The following is a 23,246-nucleotide window of genomic DNA, read 5'->3' as shown; positions in this document are numbered from 1 at the left end:
ACAGTACCTGATACTCTGAGTCTCGTGAGACGAGCCGCAGGTGGTGGCCGATGACGGCCACGACGAACCCCGAGAGCGCCCGCGCGAGGCCGGACGGCCGGTCGACCCGCTGGGACGATCATCGCGCGCAACGGCGGGCGTCGCTCGTCCGCGACGCGCGCCGGGCCATCCACGAGCTGGGCCCCGGCGCCTCCATGGACGAGATCGCCGCCGTCGCCGGCACGTCCAAGTCCATCTACTACCGCTACTTCGACGACAAGTCGGGGCTGCGGCTGGCGGTGGCCGAGAACGTGGTCCGCGGCATGCACCGCCGGCTCGCGGAGGCCGCGCACGACGCGCCCACGCCGCACGCCGCGCTGCGCGCCATGGTGCGGACCTACCTGCACACCATCGAGAGCTCGCCGCAGGTGTACTGGTTCGTCACCCGCACCGCCATCGGCGGCAACGGCCCCGACGACGCCGCTCCCGGCCGGGTGGAGGCGCTCGGCGCGTACCTCGACTCGGTCATCACGCTGGTGGCCGAGCCGTTCGCCCAGGCCGTGCACGTCCCCGCCCGAACCGCCGCCGCCTGGGCGGCCGGCGCCGTCGGGTTCGTGCGGGGCACCGGCGAGTGGTGGCTCGGCCACACCCGCGCCGAGGGACTGACCCGCGACGAGCTCACCGACCAGGTGACCACCTGGCTCTGGAACGGCCCGGTCGGCGTGCTCCACCACGACGCGACGCCGGCCGGCCGGCACCCCGACACCCCTGGCACCCCCGAGAATCAGGAGTCCCGATGACGACGACCTCCCCCGACGGCACCGCCACGTCCGTGCCCTCGGCCGACGACGCCGCGACCGCGCACGTCGACGTGCCCGCCCTGTCCGAGCTGCTGCTGGGCCGGTGGCCCGAGCTGCGGCGCACCGCACGCGCCCGTGCCGGTGAGGCGCAGTACCACAAGGACGAGTCCCTCACCCCGGCCGAGCACCGCGAGCGCACGCTCGAGCAGATGCGCCAGATGGTCGCCGGCGACGACAAGATCGCGTGGCTCGCCTACCCCGAGCGGCTGGGCGGTGGCGACCAGCCGGGTGCGAACCTCGCGTGCTTCTCCGAGCTGGTGGCGGCCGACCCGTCGCTGCAGATCAAGTCCGGCGTCCAGTGGGGCCTGTTCGGCGCGGCGATCCTGCACCTGGGCACGCCCGAGCAGCAGGACCGCCTGCTCCCCGGCGCGATGGACCTCACGGTGCCGGGTGCGTTCGCGATGACCGAGACGGGGCACGGCTCCGACGTGCAGTCCATCGGCACCACGGCCACGTACGACCCGGACACCGAGGAGTTCGTCATCGACACCCCGTTCCGGGGGGCCTGGAAGGACTACCTGGGCAACGCCGCCCAGCACGCGACCGCGGCGACGGTGTTCGCCCGGCTCGTCACGAACGGCGTGGACCACGGCGTGCACTGCTTCTACGTGCCGATCCGCGAGACGCTGCCGGACGGCACGGCGGGGGACTTCCTGCCCGGCGTCGGCGGCGAGGACGACGGCCTCAAGGGCGGCCTGCGCGGCATCGACAACGGGCGCCTGCACTTCACCGGCGTGCGGGTCCCGCGGGCCGATCTCCTGGCCCGCTACGGTTCGGTGGCCGCCGACGGCACCTACAGCTCGCCGATCGAGAGCCCGGGCCGGCGGTTCTTCACGATGCTCGGCTCCCTCGTGCAGGGGCGCGTGTCCCTGGACGGCTCGGCGGTGAACTCCGCCAAGATCGGTCTGGCCATCGCGGTGAGGTACGCCGCGGAGCGCCGTCAGTTCGGCGGGCCGGGTGTCGACGAGATGGTCGTGCTGGACTACGCGACGCACCGGCGCCGCCTCTTCCCGCGCATCGCGGAGGCCTACGCGGGGCACTTCGCCAACGAGCGCCTGCTCGACCTGTTCGACGACGTCTTCTCCGGCGAGCAGGACACCCCGGAGCGGCGCGAGGACCTGGAGACGACGGCGGCCGCCCTGAAGTCGACGTCTACGGCGTTCGCGCTGGACACGCTGCAGGAGTGCCGGGAGGCGTGCGGCGGTGCGGGCTTCCTCACGGAGAACCGCATCACCTCCCTGCGTGCCGACATGGACGTGTACGCGACCTTCGAGGGCGACAACACGGTGCTGCAGCAGCTGGTGGCCCGGCGGCTCGTGGCCGACTACGGCCGCGAGGTCAAGGGCGCCACGAGGACGCCTGCCGGGATGGCGCGGTTCGTCGTCGAGCGCGCCACCGACGCCGCGCTGCACCGCACGGGGCTGCGCCGGGTCACCCAGGCGATCGCCGACGTCGGCGACCCGCGCCGCGCCGCCGGGCACCTGCGGGACGCCGAGACGCAGCGTGAGCTGCTCGCCGACCGGGTCGCGACGATGGTCGAGGAGGTCGCGACGGCGATGCGACCGGCGCTGAAGGCCGAGCCCGCCGTCGCCGCACGGATCCTCGACGAGAACCAGGTGGCGCTGGTGGAGGCCGCGAAGGCCCACGCCGACCTGCTGCGCTGGGAGGCGTTCACCGACGCCATCGCCGAGATCGAGGACACGGGCACGCGCCTGGTCATGACGTGGGTGCGCGACGTCTACGGGCTGACGGTCATCGAGCGGAACCTGGCCTGGTACCTGCTGCACGGCCGGTTGTCCGACCAGCGGGCGCGGACCGTGACCGGCTACGTGGACCGGCTGCTGCGCCGCCTGCGCCCGCACGCCCTCGACCTGGTCGACGCCTGGGGTTACGGCCCCGAGCACCTGCGGGCCAAGATCGCCACGGGCGCCGAGGCCGAGCGGCAGGACGAGGCCCGGGCGTACTACGCCGCGCTGCGGGCGTCGGGCGACGCCCCGGTCAGCGAGAAGTCGCTGCGGGCGTCGCGCCGCTGAGGGACCTCAGGCCGCGGCGGGTGCCGGCTGTCCGGTGTCGGGTTCGACGCCGGACAGCCTGGCCCGGTCCGGGTCGGTGCCGGGCCGTGCCTCGACCGGCGGCTCGGCCCGGTCGTCCGGGTCGACGACCGTCGTGATCTCGCGCAGGGGCAGGCCCAGCGTGACCATGGCGCCGCGGGCGGGCGCCCGCGGGGCGGGGACCGCCACGGCGACCAGCGCCGCGCCCGCGGCGCCGACGACGACGGTGACGACCGCCAGCAGCGTCCAGCCGAGCGCGACGGTGGTGCCGAGCAGCATGCCGTCGCCGAGGGCGACGGCCCCGCCCGCCAGGAGTACTCGTCTCATGTGGTGACCTCCACGGTCCGCCTCTTCCGTGTTGCTTCCAGCACACGTCATCGACGGCCGTGTCGCATCCGCAGGAGCCGCGGATCGGGTCACAACTCGATACCGACTGGGTCGGAACCTCAGGGCGCGCTCAACCCGGCGCCGGCCCCGCCCGGGTGCGCCGGCGGTGCCGCGACGAAGCGGTCGCGGCGTCTCAGCGGGCGTGGGACGGCGTGTACCCGGCCAGGCTGTGACCGAGGAGCAGGGGCGACGGCGGCTGCTGCGGTCGCGACGCGATCTGGCGGTGCACCTCACCGCTGAGACGCAGGGCCAGCTCGAGGCGGACAGGGACGGCGGTCTCGGCGCTGAGACGGCCGCCGAGGGCGGGGTGCGGCATGAAGGTCAGCACCTCGTCCGCCGCGGGCAGCCCGCCGCGGCGGGCCACCTCCAGCACGAGGTCCTCGAGCAGGAGGTCCTGGCGTCCCTCGGGCGAGTCGAGCTCGGCGGAGAGGTCGACGGCGGTGGGCCACCGGGCCTCGAGCGTGCCCTCGACGGTGTCGAGGAACCACCACCCCTCCAGCGACTCCAGGATGACGTCGCCGAAGACCGTCGCGAACCGCGGGGTCTTCCCGGCCAGGTCCAGCCACGACCATGCCGCCAGCCCGTAGGAGAAGGAGCCGGGGTCGAAAGGTCGGAGGTGTTCCACGCGCGCATCAAAGCACGGTCGACAGATAAGTGGAACCCCGCGTCCCAGGTGAACAACATGTGACCCGTTTCACGGGCCGGGGTCACTCGGTCCAAGCCTTGTTCAACGGCCGCCAGGCAGCCTGTGCTCAGCCGGTCATCCACAGGGCGATGAACAGCTGGGTCACGAGGAAGCCGGTGACGAGGTTCAGCCAGAGGAACCGCCGCCACCCCGCGTTCGCCCGCTCGCAGTCGGCGTCGTCCAGGTGGCGGAACCTCGCGATGTTGATGATGTACGGGACCACCAGCACCGCCGCCAGCGCCGCGGGCGGGCCCGCGAGCAGGAGGACCACCCCGGCCAGGGCGTAGAAGACCATGGCCGCCCGGACGGTCCGCGCGGCGCCCAGCCGGGTGGCGACCGACCCGATGCCCGCCGCGCGGTCGGCCTCGACGTCCTGCACGGCACCGAAGGCCTGCGAGGCCATGCCCCAGCAGAAGAACGCCACCAGGGCGGCCAGCACCGCACCGGTGAGCCGGCCGTCGGCCAGCACCAGGCCGAACACGGCCGGGCTGACGAAGTGGGTGCTGGACGTCGCGGAGTCCAGCAGAGGGCGCTCCTTGAACCGCAGCCGCGGCGCCGAGTAGGCCACGACGGCGAACACGCTCACGGCGAGCACCGCCGTCGACGCCGGGTCGCCGACCGCGACGAGGTAGACCAGGAACGGGACGTTGGTCAGCACGGCCGACCACACGGTCAGGCGGTGCCAGCGCCGCGACAGCACCACGCCCTCGATACCGCCCTTGCGAGGGTTGCGCAGGTCCGACTCGTAGTCCCAGACGTCGTTGAGCCCGTACATGAGCAGGTTGTAGGGGATCAGGAAGTACAGCGTGCCCAGCACGAGCCCCACCAGGCCGGGGCCGTCGTCGTCGGCGAGCCCGCCGGCCAGGAGATACGCCGCGGCGAACGGGTAGGCCGTGTTGATCCAGCTCACGGGGCGGGAGGAACCCACCAGCTGCCCGACGGCGGTGCGCACCCCGGACCGTTCGGACGTGGTCATGCGGTCTCCACGGTCGCGGCGGGCGGGGTGAGCAGCAGCCACAGCGCCGGCAGCGCCAGCGCGGCCACGACGGACCAGGCGAGGTCCTCCACCGGGGTCAGCCACAGGTGGACCCCCAGCAGCTCGGCGTCGTCGTAGCGGAACAGGTCCGCGGCGATCATCAGGGAGTCGAAGACCACCGTCAGGACCACCAGCACGAGGGCGGTCACGGCCGTCGTCGCCCACCACCGCCCGCCGGGACGCCGCACGACGGCGGCCACGACGGCGAGCAGCACCGACGCGGCGACGACGGCGACCCCCAGGCCCGCGTACGTCATGGCGCCTCCAGCGGTGCCGCGGCGTCGTCCCGGGCGCGGGCGCCGCCCTGCCGGCGCCCGAGGAGGTGGCCGGCCACGCCGTGCAGGACGAGGGTGACGTAGCAGAGGAAGACGATGAAGAACAGCTCCTCGAGGGGCAGGTGCGGCCGCAGCTCGACGCCGGTCATGGCCGCGCCGCCGCGGGAGTAGAAACCCGCGCCGATCGCGACGACGTCCCACCCGAGGAACAGCGCGGCGCCCACCACCAGGACCACCGCGGCGCGCCACGGCCGGCCGGACCACAGCACGAGCCGGGCCCGGTGGTCGACCAGCGCCATGCAGGCCAGGGCGCCGACCAGGAGCCCGAGGTAGAGGAAGGAGGTCACGACTCGATCATGCGACGTCGGACGCCGTCGGGTCGAGAGCCGCACCGGAGCGGACGGGCAGCGGGTCCGCGCTCGTGTCCCCGCGCAGGCGCTTGGCCACCAGCTCGGCGCTGATGAGGCACATCGGCAGGCCGACGCCCGGGACGGTGGATCCGCCGGCGTGCAGCAGGCCCGTCACCCGGCGCGAGAGGTTGCCGTCGCGGAACATGGCGCTCTGGCGCAGCGTGTGCGCCGGCCCCAGCATGCTGCCGGAGAAGGCGGACAGGTCGGCGGCGAAGTCGCCCGGCCCCACGCTGCGGCGCACGACGACCCGCTCGGCCAGGTCCGGCACGCCGGCGGCGGACGCCACGCGGTCGATCGCGGCGTCCACGACCCGCTCCACGGCGACGTCACCGCGTCCGTCCGTGCCCCCGCGGCCCAGGGACGGGTCGGCGGGCACGGGGACCAGGAGGAACAGGTTCTCGTGGCCGGCGGGCGCCACCGAAGGATCGGTGCGTGAGGGGGCGCAGACGTACAGCGACGCCGGGTCCGGCACGCGGCCGGCCGCGATGTCGCCGAAGTTGCGGTCCCAGTCGGCGGTGAAGAACAGCGAGTGGTGGGCGAGCTGGGGGACCCGGCCGCGCACGCCCAGCATGGCCAGCACGCCCCCCGGACCGGGGTCGAGGCGGTCCCACCGGTCGGCGCCGTGGCTGCGCAGGCGGGGCGACAGCAGCTCGGTCTCGACGTGGTGCAGGTCGGCCGCGGTCACCACGACGTCGGCCGCGCTGCGGTGCGGCGTGCCGTCGGCGTCCTCCCAGCGCACCCCGGTGACCCGTGCGCGCGGGCGGCGCGGTCCGGGGACCCGCGCCCCGCCGTCGTCCGCACCACGGGAGCCCGCGGCGGCCCCGGTGGTGCTGATCGACGTCACCCGGGCCGAGGTGCGCAGCGTGGCGCCCGCCTGCTCGGCGAGCCGGGCGACGCGGTCGACGAGGTGGGTGAACCCGCCCATCGGGTAGCGCACGCCGTCGTCGAGGTCCAGCGAGCTCATGAGGTGGTACAGGGCCGGTGCGCGGTCGGGGGAGGAGCCCAGGAACACCGCCGGGTACCCGAGGAGCTGGCGCAGCCGCCGGTCGGCGAACCGGGACGCCGTGTGGGCCGCCAGGGACCGCGTCAGCAGGGGGGCGAGCCGGTGGACTCGCGCGAGAATCTCCCGGCGCGCGAGCGGGCGCAGGGAGTCGAAGGACGTGTACAGGAAGTGCCGCAGCGCCAGGTCGTACGCCTCGCGGGAGGAGTCCAGGTACGCCTCGAGGCGCCGGCCCGCTCCGGGCTCGATCGCCTCGAAGGCGGCGACGTTCGCGGCGCGGGAGCGGGCGACGTCCAACGCCCCGGCGTGCCCCTCGAAGAACACCCGGTAGGCCGGCTCCGGCGGCACCAGGTCGAGCTCGGCGGCCGCCGAGGTGCCCATGAGACGGAACCAGTGGTCGAAGACCTCCGGCATGAGGTACCAGGACGGGCCGGTGTCGAACCGGAACCCGGCATGCTCCCAGGACCCGGCGCGGCCGCCGAGGGCCTCGTGCCGCTCGAGCAGCTCGACCTCGTGCCCGTCGCGCGCCAGCAGCCCGGCGGTGGCCAGCCCGGCGATCCCGCCGCCGACGACGACGACCCTCATGACCACCTCCGGGCGGCGGTCTCCCGCGCCACGGCGGCGAGCACCAGGCGGACCTTGACGGGGTCGGGCACGCGCACGCGCTCCTGGCGCAGCCGCTCGGCGGGGGTGGCGCGCAGGCGCCGCGACAGCTCCGCGAACAGGTCGTGGGCCGTCCGCACCGCGACCCGGCTGCTGCGGGGCAGCACCGCGATCGCGGCCGACGCCGCCGCGAGGTCGGCGTCGATGTCGTCCAGGAGCGCGTCCCGCTCGGCGTCGCCGAACGTGGCGACGTCGAGACCGGGGAAGTAGGACCGGCCGCGCTCGTCGACGTCGTCGGCCAGGTCCCGCAGGAAGTTGACCTTCTGGAACGCCGCACCGAGCCGGGCGGCGCCGGGGCTCAGCCGGGCGTAGGCGGCCTCGTCCCCGCCGGTGAAGACGCGCAGGCACATCAGGCCGACCACCTCGGCCGAGCCGTGCACGTACGTGCGGAAGCTGGCCTCGTCGTGCTCGGTCACCGACAGGTCGGCGCGCATGGAGGCGAAGAACGGGTCCACGAGCTCGTGCCCGATGCCGAAGCGGCGGGCCGTGCGGGCGAACGCGTGCACCACGAGGTTGGCGCTGCGGCCGCGCCGCAGGGCGGCGCCCGTCTCCTGCTCGAGCTCGGTGAGCACGCGGTCCCGCTCGGCGGTCGACAGGTCGGCCGCCATGTCGTCGACGATCTCGTCGGCGATCCGCACGAGGGCGTACACGGCGCGGACGTGGTCGCGGATCTCCGGCCCGAGGAGCCGGCAGGCCCATCCGAACGACGTGGAGTACTCGTCGACGACGGTCGCGGCGCTGCGCGTCGCCGCGACGTCGTAGGCGCTCGCCGAGGGGGCGCCGGTGCCCGATGGCGTGTTCCGCACGAGCGTCATGCTGCCCTCGTCGCGTCGTCCCGGCGACCGGAGGCGTCGCCGAGGGCGAGCACGTGCTCGACCAGCTCGGCGAGGCCGACCTGCTCGGCGAGCTCGACCGCCTCGAGCTCGAACCGCGCCGCGAGGTCCTCGGTCTCCTGGCGCGCACCGCAGGCCTCCAGCAGCTCCCGGACCCGCTCGAGGTCGTCCTCGTCGACGTCGGGGCGCCCCAGGAGGGGGGCGATCCGGGTCCAGGCGGACGTGGTGCGGGCGAACGCCACGAGCGCCGTGCACCGACCGGCGCGCAGGTCGGAGGTGACGGGCTTGCCGGTCACCGCGGGGTCGCCGAAGGTGCCGAGGACGTCGTCGCGGAGCTGGAACGCCACGCCCAGGCTGCGGCCGAGCCGGGACAGCGGCTCGTCGAGGTCGTCACGTCCGGCGAGCAGCGCGGCGACGCGCAGGGGGAGCCCGAACGAGTAGGCGGCCGTCTTGAGCTCGGCGGTGACCAGGACGTCGTCCAGCTCGGCCGAGCGGTGGATGCTGTGCCAGACGTCGCGCAGCTCACCCTCCGCGGTGACGAGCAGGGAGTCGTCGAACAGGTCGAGCAGGCGGGCGGTCGTGGCGGTCGTGGCGCCGCACAGGGCCACGTCCCGGAAGGCGGAGGCCAGCGCGAGGTCGCCGGCGAGCAGCCCGGCGGCGGCTCCGTAGCCGTGCGCGGCGGTGGCCGGTGCGCCGGACTCGCGGGCGCTCGCGGCGTAGACGCCGGCCACGTTGGGTCGGCCGCGCCGGGTCTGGTCGTCGTCGATGACGTCGTCGTGCGCCAGGAACGCCGTGTGCAGCATCTCGACGGCGTCCGCGAGGACGGCGGCGACCTCCCGCGGCTCGGGGGAGCCCGGTCCCGCGAGGGCGTCGTAGGTGGCGAGCAGGAGGCGTGGGCGGACGCGCTTGCCGCCTCCCGAGGCCTCGTTCGCCGCCTCGCGCAGCGTCGCGCCGTGCTGTGGCCGTGCTGGTTCGTTCGAGCCCTCCACGCCAACCTCCTTCTGGATATATCTAGCCTAGCAAGCAACTAGTTCGCCTAACTAGGTATCATGGCGGACGTGGCGGACGACAGCGACCGGGCGGGGGAGCCCTACTGGTACGAGGAGCAGGACGACGAGGGGCCGCGGCGCCTCCTGCAGGCGCTGCGGACGTTCCGCCGCGCCGACGAGACGATGCGACGCCGCGCCGGGCGCGACATGGACATGAACCTCACCGACCTGCGCGCCCTGCGCCACGTCATCGCCGCGCAGCGCCACGGGGAGGCGGTCACCCCCCGCAGCCTGGCGAGCGACCTCGAGATCTCCACCGCCTCGACCACCAAGCTCCTGGACCGGCTCAGCGACTCCGGGCGGCTCGAGCGGCGTCCCCACCCGCGCGACCGACGCTCCGTCGTCGTCGTCGCCACCGACGCCGCGCACGCCGAGGTGCGCGAGCGCCTGACCGGGGTGCACGACCGCATGCTCGCCGTCGCCCGCGAGGTCCCCGAGCACTGCCGACCTGCCGTGCGCGCGTTCCTGCTCGCGATGGCCGACTCCGTCGAGGAGACCCCCGACGGCGCCGCGGGCACGGTCGCCGTCGACGACGCCGCCGACCCCGCCGCGGGTGGTCCGGCGCCCGCCCCGCCCCGGTAGACTGACCGCGCGCCACCCCGCCCGGCCCGCGACGTCGGGCACCGGGGTCGCGTGCGAACCTGGCCCGGACCGACGCCGGATGCTGCGGGTGTGCGGCGGCCGCCGCACGCGCGGTGATCACCCGGTCCGGCACCCCGTGCGACCCGAGGGAACCTGATGACCGCCGCTGCCGACCGCGCCGAGACCGTGCCGACCCCGCGCCCGACCCTCGACACCGTCGAGAACGCCGCCTCGACCCCCGACGAGACCCAGCCGTACGCGGCGCTCGGGCTCAAGCCGGACGAGTACCAGCGCATCCGCGACATCCTCGGGCGCCGTCCGACGGCCGCGGAGCTCGCGATGTACTCCGTGATGTGGTCCGAGCACTGCTCCTACAAGTCCTCGAAGAACCACCTGCGCCGGTTCGGGGAGCGCGTCACCCCCGAGATGACCGAGCACCTGCTCGTGGGCATCGGGGAGAACGCGGGGGTCGTCGACATCGGCGACGGCTGGGCCGTGACGTTCAAGGTCGAGTCGCACAACCACCCCAGCTACGTCGAGCCGTACCAGGGCGCCGCGACCGGCGTCGGCGGCATCGTGCGCGACATCATCTCGATGGGTGCGCGCCCCGTGGCCGTCATGGACCAGCTCCGCTTCGGCGCCGTGGACCACCCGGACACCGCACGCGTCGTGCACGGCGTCGTGTCCGGCGTCGGCGGCTACGGCAACTCCCTCGGCCTGCCGAACATCGGCGGCGAGCTCGTCTTCGACTCCTGCTACCAGGGCAACCCGCTGGTCAACGCCCTCTGCCTCGGCGTGCTGCGGCACGAGGACATCCACCTGGCCAACGCCTCGGGCACCGGCAACAAGGTGATCCTCTTCGGGGCGCGCACCGGCGGCGACGGGATCGGCGGCGCCTCCATCCTCGCCTCGGAGACCTTCGAGGACGGCGTGCCCGCCAAGCGCCCGTCGGTGCAGGTCGGCGACCCGTTCATGGAGAAGGTGCTCATCGAGTGCTGCCTCGACCTGTACGCCGCGAAGGTCGTCGAGGGGATCCAGGACCTCGGGGCGGCCGGCATCTCCTGCGCCACCTCCGAGCTTGCCTCCAACGGCGACGGCGGCATGCACGTGGACCTCGACGACGTCCTGCTGCGCGACCCGTCGCTCAACGCGGGCGAGATCCTCATGTCGGAGTCGCAGGAGCGCATGATGGCGGTCGTCACGCCCGACAAGCTCGACGCGTTCCTCGCGATCACCGACCGCTGGGACGTCGAGACCTCCGTCATCGGCGAGGTCAACGGCTCCGGCCGCCTGACCATCGACCACCACGGCCAGCGCATCGTCGACGTCGACCCGAAGACTGTCGCGCACGAGGGCCCCGTCTACGACCGTCCCTACGCCCGGCCGGCCTGGCAGGACGAGCTGCAGCGCGCCTCCGTCGACGGACTGGCGCTGGGACGACCGGCGTCGGCGGCCGAGCTGCGCGGCACCGCGCTCCGACTGCTCGCCTCGCCCAACCTCGCCTCCGCGGCCTGGGTCACCGACCAGTACGACCGGTACGTCCAGGGCAACACGGCGCTGTCCCAGCCCGACGACGGCGGTGTGGTGCGCGTCGACGAGTCCACCGGGCTCGGCGTGGCCCTGGCCACGGACGCCAACGGCCGCTTCGGCAAGCTCGACCCGCGCACCGGGGCGCAGCTCGCCCTGGCGGAGGCCTACCGCAACGTGGCCACGACGGGCGCGACGCCGCTCGCGGTGACCGACTGCCTCAACTTCGGCTCCCCGGAGCACCCCGACTCGATGTGGCAGCTCGTCGAGGCGATCGAAGGTCTGGCGGACGCCTGCCAGGAGCTCGGCGTGCCCGTGACCGGCGGCAACGTCTCGTTGTACAACGGCTCGGGGGAGCCGGGTCAGATCGACTCCTCGATCCACCCGACGCCGGTGGTGGGCGTGCTCGGCGTCATCGAGGACGTGCGCACGGCACTGCCCTCCGGCTGGCGGGCGGACGGGCTGACGGTGCTGCTCCTCGGTGCCACGGCCGACGAGCTGGACGGGTCGGCGTGGGCCGAGGTCGAGCACCAGCACCTGGGCGGTCTGCCGCCGCGCGTCGACCTGGCCGCCGAGCGTGCGCTGGCCGGCGTGCTGGTCGAGGCCCGGCGTTCGGGTGCCGCCGTCGCCGCCCACGACCTCTCCGAGGGCGGTCTGGTGCAGTCCCTGCTCGAGGCGTCGCTGCGCTACGGGGTCGGCGTGTCCGTGTCGCTCGACGGCATGACGTCCCGCGACGGGGTGACCCCGTTCGCGGCGCTCTTCAGCGAGTCGACGGCGCGGGCGCTCGTGGCCGTCGAGCCGGCCCGCGCGGCCGAGGTGGTCGCCGCGGCGACCCGGGCCGGCGTGCCGGTCGTGCCGGTCGGCGAGACCGGAGGCGACAGCGTCGCGGTCGCGTTCGGCCAGGAGTCGTTCGAGGTCTCGCTCGACGAGGCCCGCGAGGCCCACGAGGGCACCCTGCCCCGCCTCTTCGGCTGACGCCGCACGTCCCTGTCCGCCGCCGGAGCGGTGGACGGGGACCGGAGACGACGACGGCGCCCCCTCCCGCGGGAGGGGGCGCCGTCGTCGTGCGTGGCCGGGGCGCTCAGGCCTCGGTGTTCTCCGAGGAGATCATCCAGGCCTGCTTCTCGAGGTCGTGGATGATCTCGTGCAGGAGGTCCGCGGACGTCGGGTCCTCGGCGTCGACGTCGTCGTGCACCGTGCGGACGACCTCGACGGTCTGCGCGGTGCGCTCGACGATCGCGTCCACGGTGTCGCCGACGGTGACGAGCCCGTCCGGGTACGGGGACAGGTCGGTCTTGGTGGCGACGGTCTCGGCGCGCCCGTCGGGCACGACCTGGAGGGCGCGGAGGCGCTCCGCGATCGTGTCGCTGTGCTCGCGCGCGGCGTCGACGAGCTCGTCGAGCTGGAGGTGCAGGTCGCGGAACCCGCGGCCGGTCACGTTCCAGTGGGCCTGCTTGCCCTGGAGGTGCAGGTCGACGAGCGCGACGAGGACACGCTGCAGGTTCGCGTGGAGCGTCTCCGAGGCGACGGCTCGCTCGGTGCTGCGGTGGATGCTGGGGGTGGTGGTCATGGTGCTCCTCGCTCTCTCGGGGATCGCCCGGTGGCGGTCACCGCGGGTCTTCCGTGGTGCTTGTCTGGAATAGTTCCATTCTAGGGAGTCGCGCGCGGTCCCGCCAGCAAGGCCAGGCGAACCTTCGTCCCACCGCTCGTCCGGTCGTGCGGGACGGGTCGCCGGACAGTGACGCAGGTCACTAGAATGGTGCCGAGGGGGCACGATGTCGTGGCTTGCGGTGTACCTGTCGGCGATCGGGCTGGTCGTGGCCGGCCTGGCCGTCCGGTCCTGGCTGCGCTCGGACGCCCACCGGGAGGCGGTCGCGCGCCGACGTCGTCGCCGGGCGGGCCCGGACCCCCTGGAGACCCTGGCGATCCAGATCCGACTCGGTCAGCTCGCCCACGAGCTGCGCGCCGTCGACGACGACCCGTCCCTCTACGCCCGGGCGCACCACTGGCGTGCGGTGCAGGGCGCGTACGACGCGATGCTGCGGGACGCGTGCCGCGTCGCCGGGCTCGCCGTCGCCGACGCGCCGCTCACCGCCGACGCGCACGTCAGCGAGGACGAGCGGCTGCGCGAGGAGCTCGAGCTGAGCTCGCGCGGCTGGAACTGGTGAGTCCCGCGAGGTAGGCAACCTTCCCGCGAGGTAGGCAACAACGGCGCGAGGTAGGCCACGATGCCGTGGCCTACCTCGCGGGAAGGTTGCCTACCTCGCGTGACGGGGAGGGTCAGAGCGAGTCGATCGCGGCGTTCAGCGTCTTCGAGGGCCGCATGACGGCCGCGGCCTTGTCCCCGTCCGGCCAGTAGTACCCGCCGACGTCGACCGGGTTGCCCTGGGCGGCCAGGAGCTCGTCGACGATCACGGACTCCTCGGCCGTGAGCTTCTCGGCCAGCGGACCGAACACCGCGGCCAGCTCGGCGTCCTGGGACTGGGCGGCCAGCTCCTGGGCCCAGTAGAGAGCCAGGTAGAAGTGCGAGCCGCGGTTGTCGATCCCGCCGATGCGACGGGTCGGGGACTTGTCCTCGTTGAGGAACGTCTCCGTGGCGCGGTCCAGGGTCTCGGCCAGCACCGTCGCGCGGGCGTTGTCCTCGACGCGGGCCAGGTGCTCGAACGAGGCGGCCAGCGCGAAGAACTCGCCCAGGGAGTCCCAGCGCAGGTAGTTCTCCGCCAGGAGCTGCTGGACGTGCTTCGGGGCGGACCCGCCGGCGCCGGTCTCGAACAGACCGCCGCCGTTCATGAGCGGCACGATCGAGAGCATCTTGGCCGACGTGCCGACCTCGAGGATGGGGAACAGGTCGGTGTTGTAGTCCCGCAGCACGTTGCCCGTGACCGAGATGGTGTCCAGTCCCTCGCGGATGCGGTCCAGGGAGTACCGCGTGGCCTCGGCGGGTGCCATCACCAGGATCTCGAGCCCGTCCGTGTCGTGCTCGGGCAGGTACTGCTCGACCTTGGCGATGAGCTGGGCGTCGTGGGCACGGCGGGCGTCCAGCCAGAACACCGCGGGCGTCCCGGACTCGCGGGCGCGGCGCACGGCGAGGGCCACCCAGTCACGGATCGGGGCGTCCTTGGTCTGGCAGGCACGCCAGATGTCGCCGGCCGCGACGTCGTGGGAGATCAGGACCTCGCCGGCGCCGTCGACGACCTCGACGGTGCCGTCCGCCGGGATCTCGAAGGTCTTGTCGTGCGAGCCGTACTCCTCGGCCTTGCGGGCCATGAGGCCCACGTTCGGCACCGAGCCCATCGTGGCGGGGTCGAGGGCACCCTTGGTGCGGCAGTCGTCGACGACGGCCTGGTAGACGCCGGCGTAGGAGGAGTCGGGGATGACGGCGAGGGTGTCGTGCTCGGCGCCGTCCGGACCCCACATGTGCCCGCCGTTGCGGATCATCGCCGGCATCGAGGCGTCGATGATCACGTCGGAGGGCACGTGCAGGTTGGTGATGCCCTTGTCGGAGTCCACCATCGCCAGGGCGGGACCGTCCTGGAGGCCCTGGGTGATCGCGGCCTTGATCTCGGCGCCGTCGTCGAGAGCGTCCAGCCCTGCGAGGATGCCGCCCAGCCCGTCGCGGGTGGACAGCCCGGCGGCCTTGAGGCGGGCGCCGTAGCGCTCGAACACCTGGGGCAGGAACGCCTCGACGACGTGGCCGAAGATGATCGGGTCGGAGACCTTCATCATCGTGGCCTTGAGGTGTGCCGAGAACAGCACGCCCTCGGCCTTGGCCCGCTCGATCTGCTCGGCGAGGAACGTGTGCAGGGCGGAGACGGAGAGGTAGGTGGCGTCCACGACCTCACCGGCCTCGACGGCCAGCCCGTCCTTGAGCACCGTGGTGCCCTCGGCGGTGCGCAGACGGATCGTCAGGGTGTCGGCGGCGGGCATCGTCACGGACTTCTCGTTGGAGAAGAAGTCGTCGGCGCCCATGGTGGCGACCTGGGTCTTCGAGTCGGCGGTCCACTCGCCCATGCGGTGCGGGTGGGCCTTGGCGTAGTTCTTCACGGGCGCCGGAGCGCGGCGGTCGGAGTTGCCCTCCCGCAGGACGGGGTTGACGGCCGAGCCCTTGACCTTGTCGTACCGGGCGCGGGCCTCGCGCTCGGCGTCGGTGGTGGGCTCCTCGACGTAGTCCGGGACGGCGTAGCCGGCGGCCTGGAGCTCGGCGATCGCGGCCTTGAGCTGCGGCACGGACGCCGAGATGTTCGGCAGCTTGATGATGTTCGCCTCGGGGGTGGTCGCGAGCCGGCCGAGCTCGGCGAGGTCGTCGTCGATCCGCTGGGACTCCGTGAGGTGGTCCGGGAACTGGGCGAGGATGCGTCCGGCCAGGGAGATGTCCCGCGTGCCGACCTCGACGCCGGCCTGCTTCGCGTACGCCTGGACGATCGGGAGGAACGAGTAGGTCGCCAGCAGCGGCGCCTCGTCGGTGTAGGTGTAGACGATCTTGCCGGCGGCGGGACGGGACTCGGTGGTCATGCGCGGGTGCTCCTGTGGACGACGAGATGGGACGACGGAAGAGGACGCCAAGATGGTTTGATATCAAGATACTTTGCCGTGCGCGGCCCTGTCGAAACAGCGTCTCGCGTCGTCGGCGCCGGCGCACGCGCCACCCCCGGTCGGCCGCGGCCGAGTGGCCCCGCGTCACGCTCCCCGCGCGCCCCGGACCTGGCGCAACTACGGTCGTGGCGTGCCCATCCGAGATCTTCGCCTCGCCCCGGCAGCGCCGGAGGACGTCGCGGGTGCGCTCGCCTCCCTGCGCGCCGAGATCGGCATCCCGGCGATGTACCCGGCCGAGGCCCGGGCCGAGGCGCAGGTGGCCTCCCTCGGCGACCTCAAGGACTTCCGTCAGGACCGCCGCGACCTCGACTTCGTCACGATCGACCCGCCGGGGTCGATGGACCTCGACCAGGCCGTGCACGTGACGACGTCGGGCCACGGGTACGTGGTGCGCTACGCCATCGCGGACGTCGCGTCGTTCGTCTCCCCGGGCGGACCGCTGGACGCCGAGGTGCACCGGCGCGGGGTGACGTTCTACGGCCCGGACACGCGGACCCCGCTGCACCCCGCGGTGCTCGGCGAGGGCGCCGCCAGCCTGCTGCCGGACCAGGACCGCCCCGCTGTGCTGTGGACGATGTCGCTCGACTCCTCGGGCGAGCTGACCAGCGTGGCCGTGACCCGCGCCGTCGTGCGCTCGAGGGCACGGCTCACGTACGGGGAGGCCCAGACGGCGCTCGACTCCGGCGCGGCCCCGGAGCCGCTGATGCTGCTGGCCGACGTCGGCAGGCTGCGGCAGGCCCGGGAGCTGGAGCGGGGCGGGATCTCGCTCGCGGTCCCCGAGCAGGAGGTGCTGCGCCATCCCGACGGGACCTTCACGCTGGAGCTGCGCCGGACGCTGCCGATCGAGTCGTGGAACGCCCAGATCTCGCAGCTGACCGGCATCGCGGCGGCGCGGCTGATGCGCGACGCGGGGGTGGGCATCCTGCGGACGCTGCCGCCGCCGGAGCAGGCCGACGTGGACCGGTTGCGGCGCACGGCCGCGGCGCTGGGCATCGACTGGGCCGACGACGTCTCCTACGCCGATCTGCTCGGCCACGTCGAGTCGCGTCGCGCTGCCCACGCCGCGTTCCTGAGCGAGGCGACGACGCTGTTCCGGGGGGCGGGCTACCTCGCGTTCGGCGTGCCCGGGCCCGGCGGCGGCGCGCGGGTGCCGGTCCCGGCGGACGCCCGGCACGCCGCGGTCGGGGCCGAGTACGCCCATGTGACCGCGCCGCTGCGCCGGCTCGCCGACCGGTACGCCACCGAGATCTGCCTGGCGCAGTCGGCGGGCCGGGACGTGCCGGCCTGGGTCCTGGCGGCGCTCCCGGGACTGCCGGCCACGATGCATGCGGCGAGCGCACGGGCGGCCGCGTTCGAGCGGGCGTGCGTCGACATCGTCGAGGCGGCGCTGCTGGCGTCGAAGGTCGGACGGCGGTTCGAGGGTGTCGTGGTCGACGCCTCGGACCCGGGGCCGGACGGCGTGCAGCGCGGCGAGGTGATGCTGCGGGAGCCGGCGGTGCGGGCGCGGGTCGAGGGCTCGCCGCTGCCGCTGGGGGAGCGGGTCAAGGTGACGCTCTCCGCGGCGTCGGTGGCCGAGCGCAGGGTGCTGTTCACCCTCCCCTGATCGCGGCGCCTAGCCTGGTCCCATGCCTGGGAGACGACGGACGGATCCGGCGGCCGGTCGTGCCGCGGTGGCCGCATGGGTCGCCGGCGACGCCGACAGGGCGGCCACGACCACGGCGGTCCGCTTCACGCTGGAGGAGCTGGCCGACGTCGCCCCCGGCAACGCCGTGGAGGTGCGCGTGCCCCCGGCGGGCGCCGTGCAGGCGGTCTCCGGACCGCGGCACACCCGCGGCACGCCGCCGAACGTGGTCGAGACGGACGTCGAGACCTGGCTGGGGCTCGCCACCGGCGCGCTGACGTGGTCCGCCGCCGTCGACGCGGGCCGGGTCCACGCCTCGGGGGAACGGGCCGACCTGTCCGGCTGGCTCCCCCTGCAGGCGGCGCGACCTCGCTGACGGTGCGGACGCGCTGCGCGAACCATGTCCCGGGGCGACGAATGGCACGGGCAACGGTTGTCGCGCAGCATGGACCGATGCAGTGGTGGGGGTGCGTCCTCGTGGCGGTGGGATCGGGGCTCGCGGTCCGGGCGGCGTGGACGGCACGCCGGGCGGGATCGGCGACCGGCGCTCACGGCCTGGCGATCGCCCTGGGCGTCTCGTTGGCGTTCTGGGGGAGCATCCTCGGCGTCGTCGGACTCCTGCGGGACGTCTGACGCACGCTCCTGGTGCGCCCGTCGGTGGGTGCGGCTAGCGTCGCGCGCAGCGGCCTCGCGCCGGCAGCACGTTCGTGACCTGCGGTTCAACCGTGGTTCACACGGTGGTGCTTGGCTGGGCACACCCTGTCGACCCTGATCGAGGAGGACCAGCGTGACCACCACGTCACCGACCCCGCGCCGCCGGCCGGCCGCGTACACCGCGGCACTGGCGGCGTTGCTCGTCCCGGCGGCCGCGATGCCGGCCGCCCCCGCCGCCGCCGCGCCGTCCGTGGACGCCACCGTGCTCGTCGACGAGGTCTACGGGGGAGGGGGCAACAACGGCGGGGCGTACGACCGCGACTTCGTCGAGCTGTACAACCCCGGTCCCGAGGCGGTCTCCCTGGACGGCTGGTCGGTGCAGTACGGCTCCGCGGGCGGCAGCACGTGGTCGAGCCAGACGGACCTCACCGGCCAGATCCCTGCCGGGGGCTCCTTCCTCGTGGCCCAGGCGTACGGCAGCGACACCGACCAGCCCGACCTGCCGACGCCCGACGTCGAGGGCGGCATCTTCATGTCGGGCTCCGGGGCCAAGGTCGCGCTCGTGTCCTCCACCGACCGCCTGACCTGCCTGGGCGCCGACTGCGCGACGGCCGCCGACGTCGTCGACCTCGTCGGGTGGGGTTCCTCGACGAACACGTTCCTCGGATCGGGTCCGGCGCCGGGCACGGGCAACGCCACGTCGGTCGCGCGCGTCGACCACGCCCACACCGTCGACAACGCCGCGGACTTCGTGGCCGGGGCTCCCACGCCGACCAACAGCGGTGCGGCGCCGACCCCGACGCCCACCCCGACCCCGTCGCCGTCCGAGGACCCGGAGCCCGCGACCGCGACGATCGCCGAGATCCAGGGCACCGGCGACGCCTCGCCGCTGGCCGGCCAGGACGTCACCACGCGCGGTGTGGTGACGGCCACCTACCCGACCGGCGGGTTCGACGGGTTCGTGCTGCAGACCGCCGGGACCGGCGGGGACCCGGCCGACGACGCCACCCCGGGAGCGTCCGACGCCGTGTTCGTCTACTCCGCGGCCGCGGCGCAGGAGGTCGCCGTCGGCGACCACGTCGAGGTCACGGGTGAGGTCACCGAGTACTACGGCCTCACCGAGGTCTCCGCCGCCTCCTGGACGGTGCTGGACGAGCCCGCCCCGGCCGTGAAGCCCACCACGACCTCCTGGCCGGCGACCGAGCCGGAGCGTGAGGCGCTGGAGAACATGCTCCTGGCGCCGACCGGAGACTTCACCGTCACCGACACCTACTCCACCAACCGCTACGGGACCGTCGGGCTCGCGTCCGGGGACACGCCGCTCGTCCAGCCGACGACGGCGGGACGGCCCGGGTCGGACGAGGCGGCCGCCCAGGAGGCCGACAACGCGGCCCGCGGTGTGCTGCTCGACGACGGGTCGTCCTGGGACTACACCTCCGCGTCGCGCTCGAGCACCCCGCTGCCCTGGCTGAACGGCACCGACCCCGTACGGGTCGGCGCCTCGGTGACGTTCACCGGCCCGGTGGTGCTCGACTACCGCTACAGCGCCTGGGGCTTCCAGCCGACCACCCAGCTCACCGGGTCGAACGCCGGCGAGACCCAGCCGGCCACGTTCGAGGACACGCGCGAGGCCGCCCCGCAGGACGTCGGCGGCGACCTCACGGTCGCGACGTTCAACGTGCTCAACTACTTCACCACCACCGGTGACCAGCTCGAGGGCTGCTCGTACTACACGGACCGCGACGGCGACCCGATCAGCGTGAGTGGCGGCTGCCTGGCACGCGGCGCCGCCGACGCCGAGAACCTTCAGCGGCAGGAGACCAAGATCGTCGCCGCGATCAGCGCGCTGGGCGCCGACGTCGTGTCGCTGGAGGAGATCGAGAACTCGGCGGCGTTCGGCAAGGACCGCGACCAGGCGCTGTCCGACCTGGTCGACGCCCTGAACGACGCGGACGGCGCCGGCACGTGGGCGTTCGTGGACTCCCCGGCGCAGGTCCCGTCCGACGAGGACGTGATCCGCAACGCGTTCGTCTACCGCACGGCCACGGCCGAACCGGTGGGAGCCTCGCAGATCCTGCTCGGGTCGGAGGCGTTCGGCAACGCCCGCGAGCCGCTCGCGCAGGTGTTCCAGCCCGCCGGCGGGGACGTCGACGGCGCGGGTGACGACGTCGTCGTGGTGTCCAACCACTTCAAGTCGAAGGGCTCGGCGGGGCCGTGGCCCGGCGACGAGGACGCCGGCGACGGGCAGGGGAGCTCCAACGAGTCCCGGGTGCGCCAGGCGACGGCGCTGGTGGAGTTCGCCGACGACGTCGCGGCCGAGGCCGGGACGGACAAGGTGCTGCTGGTCGGCGACTTCAACGCCTACGAGCAGGAGGACCCGATCGTCGTGCTGACCGATGCCGGGTACACCGACCTCGGCCCGACCACGGGGGAGTACACGTACTCCTACGGCGGCCAGGTCGGTTCGCTCGACCACGTGCTCGCCTCCACGGCCGCCGCGGAGGCCGTGTCCGGCGTCGACATCTGGAACATCAACGCCTACGAGCCGGTGGCGAACGAGTACAGCCGGTACGACTACAACGTCACGGACCTGTACGACACGACGCCGTTCCGGTCCTCCGACCACGACCCGATCCTCGTCGGCCTGGAGCTGACGGAGGAGCCGTCGGCCGCGCCGTGGGAGCGGGACGTGGTCTACACCGCGGGTGACGTGGTGACGTCCGACGGACGCACCTTCGAGGCGCTGTGGTGGACCCGAGGTGAGGTGCCGGGGGCGAGCCCGTGGGGCGCCTGGGCCGAGATCGGCGCCGAGGTCTCGACGCCGGAGGGCACGTTCCGCGCCTGGACGGCGTCGACCGTGTACACCGGCGGCGAGACGGTGGTCCACGACGGCGAGCTGTGGCGGGCGCGCTGGTGGACCCGCAACCAGGCCCCGGGCGACCCGTACGGGCCGTGGGAGCAGCTCGGCTGACCTGACACCCCGGGGGTGCCCGCGAGACCGACCTCGCGGGCACCCCCGGCGTCGTCCCGGCGGATCACCGCCGACCGTCACCTCGGGCAGGAACGGTAGGCTCGGCGGGTGAGCAGCACCCAGCACGAGCAGTCCGCCGAGTCGCCGGCAGGGAACGGGACGGAGACGGATCCCCCGACCGAGCCCGAGGAGCACCTGCTGGTCGACCCGACGCGGGTGCGTCGTGCGCCCAAGCTGCGGGCCTTCTTCACCGTGGGGGCCGTCGTCGGCGTCGTCGCCGGTCTGTGGCTCGGCAGCTGGCTCTCCGGCATCGCCTCCCAGGACGGCCCCGTCCTGCTCAAGCCGGGCGTGTTCGTCTCGGTGATCACGCTGGGCACCACGACCCTGACCGTCCTGCTCGCCGGGGCGCTCGCGGTCTGGGCCGACCGGCGGAGCCTGCGGCGGCGCTGACCGCAGCGGTCCGCGCCCGTCGTCGTCGCGGCACTGTGGGATACTCGGGGCATGCCCCTGCGTCCTGACGGCCGTCTCAACCACGACCTGATGCCCGGCGAGAAGGGGCCCCAGGACGCCTGCGGCGTCTTCGGGGTCTGGGCCCCCGGCGAGGAGGTCGCGAAGCTCGCGTACTTCGGCCTCTACGCCCTGCAGCACCGGGGCCAGGAGTCCGCCGGCATCGCCACCAGCAACGGTGAGCAGATCCTCGTCTACAAGGACATGGGTCTGGTCTCGCAGGTCTTCGACGAGACCGCCCTCAACGCCCTGACCGGACACCTCGCCGTCGGGCACTGCCGTTACTCGACCACGGGCGGCGTGACGTGGGAGAACGCGCAGCCGACCCTCGGCGCGACCGCCGGCGGCACCGTCGCCCTGGGGCACAACGGCAACCTGACGAACTCCGCCGACCTGGTCGACCTCGTCGCCGAGCGCTACGGGGCGCAGCGCCGCGGCGAGCTCGCCCGGGGCAACACGACGGACACGGCGCTGGTGACGGCGCTCCTGACCGGGGACGACGACCACACGCTCGAGCAGACCGCGCTGGAGGTGCTGCCGCAGCTGCGCGGCGCCTTCTCCCTGGTCTTCATGGACGAGCGCACGCTGTACGCCGCCCGCGACCCGCAGGGCGTGCGTCCGTTGGTGCTCGGCAGGACGCAGCGTGGCTGGGTCGTCGCCTCCGAGACGCCGGCGCTCGACATCGTCGGCGCCTCGTACGTCCGCGAGGTCGAGCCGGGTGAGCTGATCTGCATCGACGACGACGGCCTGCGCTCCACCCGGTTCGCACCGGTCGAGCGGGCCGGGTGCGTGTTCGAGTACGTCTACCTCGCCCGCCCGGACACGTCGATCAAGGGTCGGCCGGTGCACGCCGCCCGTGTCGAGATGGGCCGCCAGCTCGCTCGCGAGCACCCGGTGGACGCCGACATGGTCATGCCGGTCCCGGAGTCGGGCACCCCGGCCGCCACCGGCTACGCCGCGGAGTCGGGGATCCCGTTCGGCCAGGGGCTGATGAAGAACGCCTACGTGGGGCGCACGTTCATCCAGCCCTCGGACACCCTGCGCCAGCTCGGCATCCGGCTCAAGCTCAACCCGCTGCGGGAGGTCATCCGCGGCAAGCGGCTCGTCGTCGTGGACGACTCGATCGTGCGGGGCAACACCCAGCGCGCCCTCATCCGCATGCTGCGCGAGGCCGGCGCGGCCGAGGTGCACGTGCGGATCTCCTCGCCCCCGGTGAAGTGGCCCTGCTTCTACGGCATCGACTTCGCCTCGCGGGCCGAGCTCATCGCCAACGGCCTGACGCCGGAGGAGATCGGCCAGTCCCTCGGCGCCGACTCGCTCGGCTACATCTCCACCGAGGGCATGATCGCCGCGACCGAGCAGCCCGCCTCGCAGCTCTGCGCGGCCTGCTTCACCGGCGAGTACCCGATCGAGCTGCCCGAGGAGGAGCGCCTGGGCAAGCACCTGCTGGAGCAGGCCGAGCTGCCGCTGGGCGCGCCCGAGGACGGGCTGTCCCAGCTCTCCGTCGGCGTCGGCGGCCAGACGGCGCTCGACCACCCCTGATCCACCCCCTGCGGCGCACGC

At 73.8% G+C, this 23,246-nt stretch carries 21 protein-coding genes; 11 read left to right on the top strand and 10 right to left on the bottom strand.

Annotated features, from left to right (window positions below):
• The first annotated feature begins 50 nt into the window (after nucleotides 1–50).
• Both ACIQLL_RS02685 and ACIQLL_RS02680 read left to right on the top strand, forming a co-directional pair.
• The gene (locus ACIQLL_RS02685; RefSeq protein ID WP_402462879.1) at nucleotides 51–779 is read left to right on the top strand and encodes a TetR/AcrR family transcriptional regulator; all 729 of its coding nucleotides are present in this window, start codon (nucleotides 51–53) and stop codon (nucleotides 777–779) included.
• On the top strand, nucleotides 776–2,872 hold the full coding sequence (locus tag ACIQLL_RS02680) for an acyl-CoA dehydrogenase family protein (RefSeq protein WP_402462877.1): 2,097 nt from the start codon (nucleotides 776–778) through the stop codon (nucleotides 2,870–2,872). The genes ACIQLL_RS02685 and ACIQLL_RS02680 overlap by 4 nt, the downstream gene beginning before the upstream one ends.
• Before the next feature lie 6 nt (nucleotides 2,873–2,878).
• Here ACIQLL_RS02680 and ACIQLL_RS02675 read toward each other — a convergent pair whose 3' ends face one another.
• The 8 genes from ACIQLL_RS02675 to ACIQLL_RS02640 form a co-directional block, all read right to left on the bottom strand.
• Complete coding sequence (locus ACIQLL_RS02675) at nucleotides 2,879–3,217, bottom strand: hypothetical protein (RefSeq protein ID WP_402462874.1); 339 nt, start codon at nucleotides 3,215–3,217, stop codon at nucleotides 2,879–2,881.
• Nucleotides 3,218–3,410: 193 nt separating this feature from the next.
• The gene (locus ACIQLL_RS02670) at nucleotides 3,411–3,902 is read right to left on the bottom strand and encodes a hypothetical protein (RefSeq protein ID WP_402462872.1); all 492 of its coding nucleotides are present in this window, start codon (nucleotides 3,900–3,902) and stop codon (nucleotides 3,411–3,413) included.
• Between the two features lie 127 nt (nucleotides 3,903–4,029).
• A complete protein-coding gene (locus ACIQLL_RS02665; protein WP_402462869.1) occupies nucleotides 4,030–4,938 on the bottom strand; it encodes a prenyltransferase in 909 nt (302 codons plus the stop codon).
• Nucleotides 4,935–5,255: a lycopene cyclase domain-containing protein gene (locus ACIQLL_RS02660; protein WP_402462866.1), complete on the bottom strand. Its 321-nt coding sequence runs from the start codon at nucleotides 5,253–5,255 to the stop codon at nucleotides 4,935–4,937. Before ACIQLL_RS02660 ends, ACIQLL_RS02665 begins: the two co-directional genes overlap by 4 nt.
• Nucleotides 5,252–5,620, bottom strand: a complete 369-nt coding sequence (locus ACIQLL_RS02655) for a lycopene cyclase domain-containing protein (RefSeq protein ID WP_402462864.1) — start codon at nucleotides 5,618–5,620, stop codon at nucleotides 5,252–5,254. Before ACIQLL_RS02655 ends, ACIQLL_RS02660 begins: the two co-directional genes overlap by 4 nt.
• Nucleotides 5,621–5,627: 7 nt before the next feature.
• Entirely contained in the window at nucleotides 5,628–7,268 is a 1,641-nt protein-coding gene (gene crtI / locus ACIQLL_RS02650; RefSeq protein WP_402462861.1) for a phytoene desaturase family protein, read from the bottom strand.
• Nucleotides 7,265–8,161, bottom strand: a complete 897-nt coding sequence (locus ACIQLL_RS02645; protein WP_402462858.1) for a phytoene/squalene synthase family protein — start codon at nucleotides 8,159–8,161, stop codon at nucleotides 7,265–7,267. Before ACIQLL_RS02645 ends, crtI begins: the two co-directional genes overlap by 4 nt.
• Nucleotides 8,158–9,168, bottom strand: coding sequence for a polyprenyl synthetase family protein (locus ACIQLL_RS02640; RefSeq protein WP_402462855.1), 1,011 nt, complete (start codon nucleotides 9,166–9,168; stop codon nucleotides 8,158–8,160). Before ACIQLL_RS02640 ends, ACIQLL_RS02645 begins: the two co-directional genes overlap by 4 nt.
• 69 nt (nucleotides 9,169–9,237) lie before the next feature.
• On the opposite strand from ACIQLL_RS02640, the gene ACIQLL_RS02635 reads away from it, so the two are divergent.
• Both ACIQLL_RS02635 and purL read left to right on the top strand, forming a co-directional pair.
• Nucleotides 9,238–9,810 (top strand): MarR family winged helix-turn-helix transcriptional regulator, encoded by a 573-nt coding sequence (locus ACIQLL_RS02635; protein WP_402462852.1) that lies wholly within the window; start codon nucleotides 9,238–9,240, stop codon nucleotides 9,808–9,810.
• 156 nt (nucleotides 9,811–9,966) lie between these two features.
• A complete protein-coding gene (gene purL / locus ACIQLL_RS02630; RefSeq protein WP_402462850.1) occupies nucleotides 9,967–12,312 on the top strand; it encodes a phosphoribosylformylglycinamidine synthase subunit PurL in 2,346 nt (781 codons plus the stop codon).
• Between the two features lie 106 nt (nucleotides 12,313–12,418).
• Here the strand turns inward: purL and ACIQLL_RS02625 are convergent, their stop codons facing one another.
• Nucleotides 12,419–12,907, bottom strand: coding sequence for a Dps family protein (locus tag ACIQLL_RS02625; RefSeq protein ID WP_402462847.1), 489 nt, complete (start codon nucleotides 12,905–12,907; stop codon nucleotides 12,419–12,421).
• Nucleotides 12,908–13,112: 205 nt separating this feature from the next.
• Between ACIQLL_RS02625 and ACIQLL_RS02620 the strand changes: the two genes are divergently transcribed.
• On the top strand, nucleotides 13,113–13,505 hold the full coding sequence (locus ACIQLL_RS02620; protein ID WP_402462844.1) for a hypothetical protein: 393 nt from the start codon (nucleotides 13,113–13,115) through the stop codon (nucleotides 13,503–13,505).
• 112 nt (nucleotides 13,506–13,617) lie between these two features.
• Here ACIQLL_RS02620 and ACIQLL_RS02615 read toward each other — a convergent pair whose 3' ends face one another.
• Nucleotides 13,618–15,849, bottom strand: a complete 2,232-nt coding sequence (locus ACIQLL_RS02615; RefSeq protein WP_402462841.1) for an NADP-dependent isocitrate dehydrogenase — start codon at nucleotides 15,847–15,849, stop codon at nucleotides 13,618–13,620.
• A 211-nt stretch (nucleotides 15,850–16,060) separates the two neighbouring features.
• Between ACIQLL_RS02615 and ACIQLL_RS02610 the strand changes: the two genes are divergently transcribed.
• The 6 genes from ACIQLL_RS02610 (at nucleotide 16,061) to purF (ending at nucleotide 23,225) form a co-directional block, all read left to right on the top strand.
• The gene (locus tag ACIQLL_RS02610; RefSeq protein WP_402462839.1) at nucleotides 16,061–17,533 is read left to right on the top strand and encodes an RNB domain-containing ribonuclease; all 1,473 of its coding nucleotides are present in this window, start codon (nucleotides 16,061–16,063) and stop codon (nucleotides 17,531–17,533) included.
• 22 nt (nucleotides 17,534–17,555) lie between these two features.
• Nucleotides 17,556–17,927, top strand: coding sequence for a sterol carrier family protein (locus ACIQLL_RS02605; RefSeq protein ID WP_402462838.1), 372 nt, complete (start codon nucleotides 17,556–17,558; stop codon nucleotides 17,925–17,927).
• Between the two features lie 77 nt (nucleotides 17,928–18,004).
• Nucleotides 18,005–18,184 carry a hypothetical protein gene (locus tag ACIQLL_RS02600; protein ID WP_402462834.1) on the top strand — a complete coding sequence of 60 codons (180 nt, stop codon included), beginning with the start codon at nucleotides 18,005–18,007 and terminating at the stop codon, nucleotides 18,182–18,184.
• A 154-nt stretch (nucleotides 18,185–18,338) separates the two neighbouring features.
• On the top strand, nucleotides 18,339–21,176 hold the full coding sequence (locus ACIQLL_RS02595) for an ExeM/NucH family extracellular endonuclease (RefSeq protein ID WP_402462832.1): 2,838 nt from the start codon (nucleotides 18,339–18,341) through the stop codon (nucleotides 21,174–21,176).
• Nucleotides 21,177–21,284: 108 nt separating this feature from the next.
• On the top strand, nucleotides 21,285–21,626 hold the full coding sequence (locus ACIQLL_RS02590) for a hypothetical protein (RefSeq protein ID WP_402462829.1): 342 nt from the start codon (nucleotides 21,285–21,287) through the stop codon (nucleotides 21,624–21,626).
• Nucleotides 21,627–21,677: 51 nt separating this feature from the next.
• On the top strand, nucleotides 21,678–23,225 hold the full coding sequence (gene purF / locus ACIQLL_RS02585) for an amidophosphoribosyltransferase (protein WP_402462827.1): 1,548 nt from the start codon (nucleotides 21,678–21,680) through the stop codon (nucleotides 23,223–23,225).
• Nucleotides 23,226–23,246: the final 21 nt, after the last annotated feature.

Origin of the sequence: Isoptericola aurantiacus (assembly GCF_044769875.1) — a bacterium.
Taxonomy (GTDB): domain Bacteria; phylum Actinomycetota; class Actinomycetes; order Actinomycetales; family Cellulomonadaceae; genus Isoptericola; species Isoptericola aurantiacus.
The sequence above is the reverse complement of the archived record's forward strand: the minus strand, read 5'-3'. Positions and strand labels throughout refer to the sequence as shown.

Excerpts from the sequence above, each read along its gene's own strand:
- ACIQLL_RS02685 (WP_402462879.1), top strand. The coding sequence starts at position 51 with ATGACGGCCACGACGAACCCCGAGAGCGCCCGCGCGAGGCCGGACGGC.
- ACIQLL_RS02680 (WP_402462877.1), top strand. The coding sequence starts at position 776 with ATGACGACGACCTCCCCCGACGGCACCGCCACGTCCGTGCCCTCGGCC.
- ACIQLL_RS02675 (WP_402462874.1), bottom strand. The coding sequence starts at position 3,217 with ATGAGACGAGTACTCCTGGCGGGCGGGGCCGTCGCCCTCGGCGACGGC.
- ACIQLL_RS02665 (WP_402462869.1), bottom strand. The coding sequence starts at position 4,938 with ATGACCACGTCCGAACGGTCCGGGGTGCGCACCGCCGTCGGGCAGCTG.
- ACIQLL_RS02660 (WP_402462866.1), bottom strand. The coding sequence starts at position 5,255 with ATGACGTACGCGGGCCTGGGGGTCGCCGTCGTCGCCGCGTCGGTGCTG.
- crtI (WP_402462861.1), bottom strand. The coding sequence starts at position 7,268 with ATGAGGGTCGTCGTCGTCGGCGGCGGGATCGCCGGGCTGGCCACCGCC.
- ACIQLL_RS02645 (WP_402462858.1), bottom strand. The coding sequence starts at position 8,161 with ATGACGCTCGTGCGGAACACGCCATCGGGCACCGGCGCCCCCTCGGCG.
- purL (WP_402462850.1), top strand. The coding sequence starts at position 9,967 with ATGACCGCCGCTGCCGACCGCGCCGAGACCGTGCCGACCCCGCGCCCG.
- ACIQLL_RS02625 (WP_402462847.1), bottom strand. The coding sequence starts at position 12,907 with ATGACCACCACCCCCAGCATCCACCGCAGCACCGAGCGAGCCGTCGCC.
- ACIQLL_RS02620 (WP_402462844.1), top strand. The coding sequence starts at position 13,113 with ATGTCGTGGCTTGCGGTGTACCTGTCGGCGATCGGGCTGGTCGTGGCC.
- ACIQLL_RS02615 (WP_402462841.1), bottom strand. The coding sequence starts at position 15,849 with ATGACCACCGAGTCCCGTCCCGCCGCCGGCAAGATCGTCTACACCTAC.
- ACIQLL_RS02605 (WP_402462838.1), top strand. The coding sequence starts at position 17,556 with ATGCCTGGGAGACGACGGACGGATCCGGCGGCCGGTCGTGCCGCGGTG.
- ACIQLL_RS02600 (WP_402462834.1), top strand. The coding sequence starts at position 18,005 with ATGCAGTGGTGGGGGTGCGTCCTCGTGGCGGTGGGATCGGGGCTCGCG.
- purF (WP_402462827.1), top strand. The coding sequence starts at position 21,678 with ATGCCCCTGCGTCCTGACGGCCGTCTCAACCACGACCTGATGCCCGGC.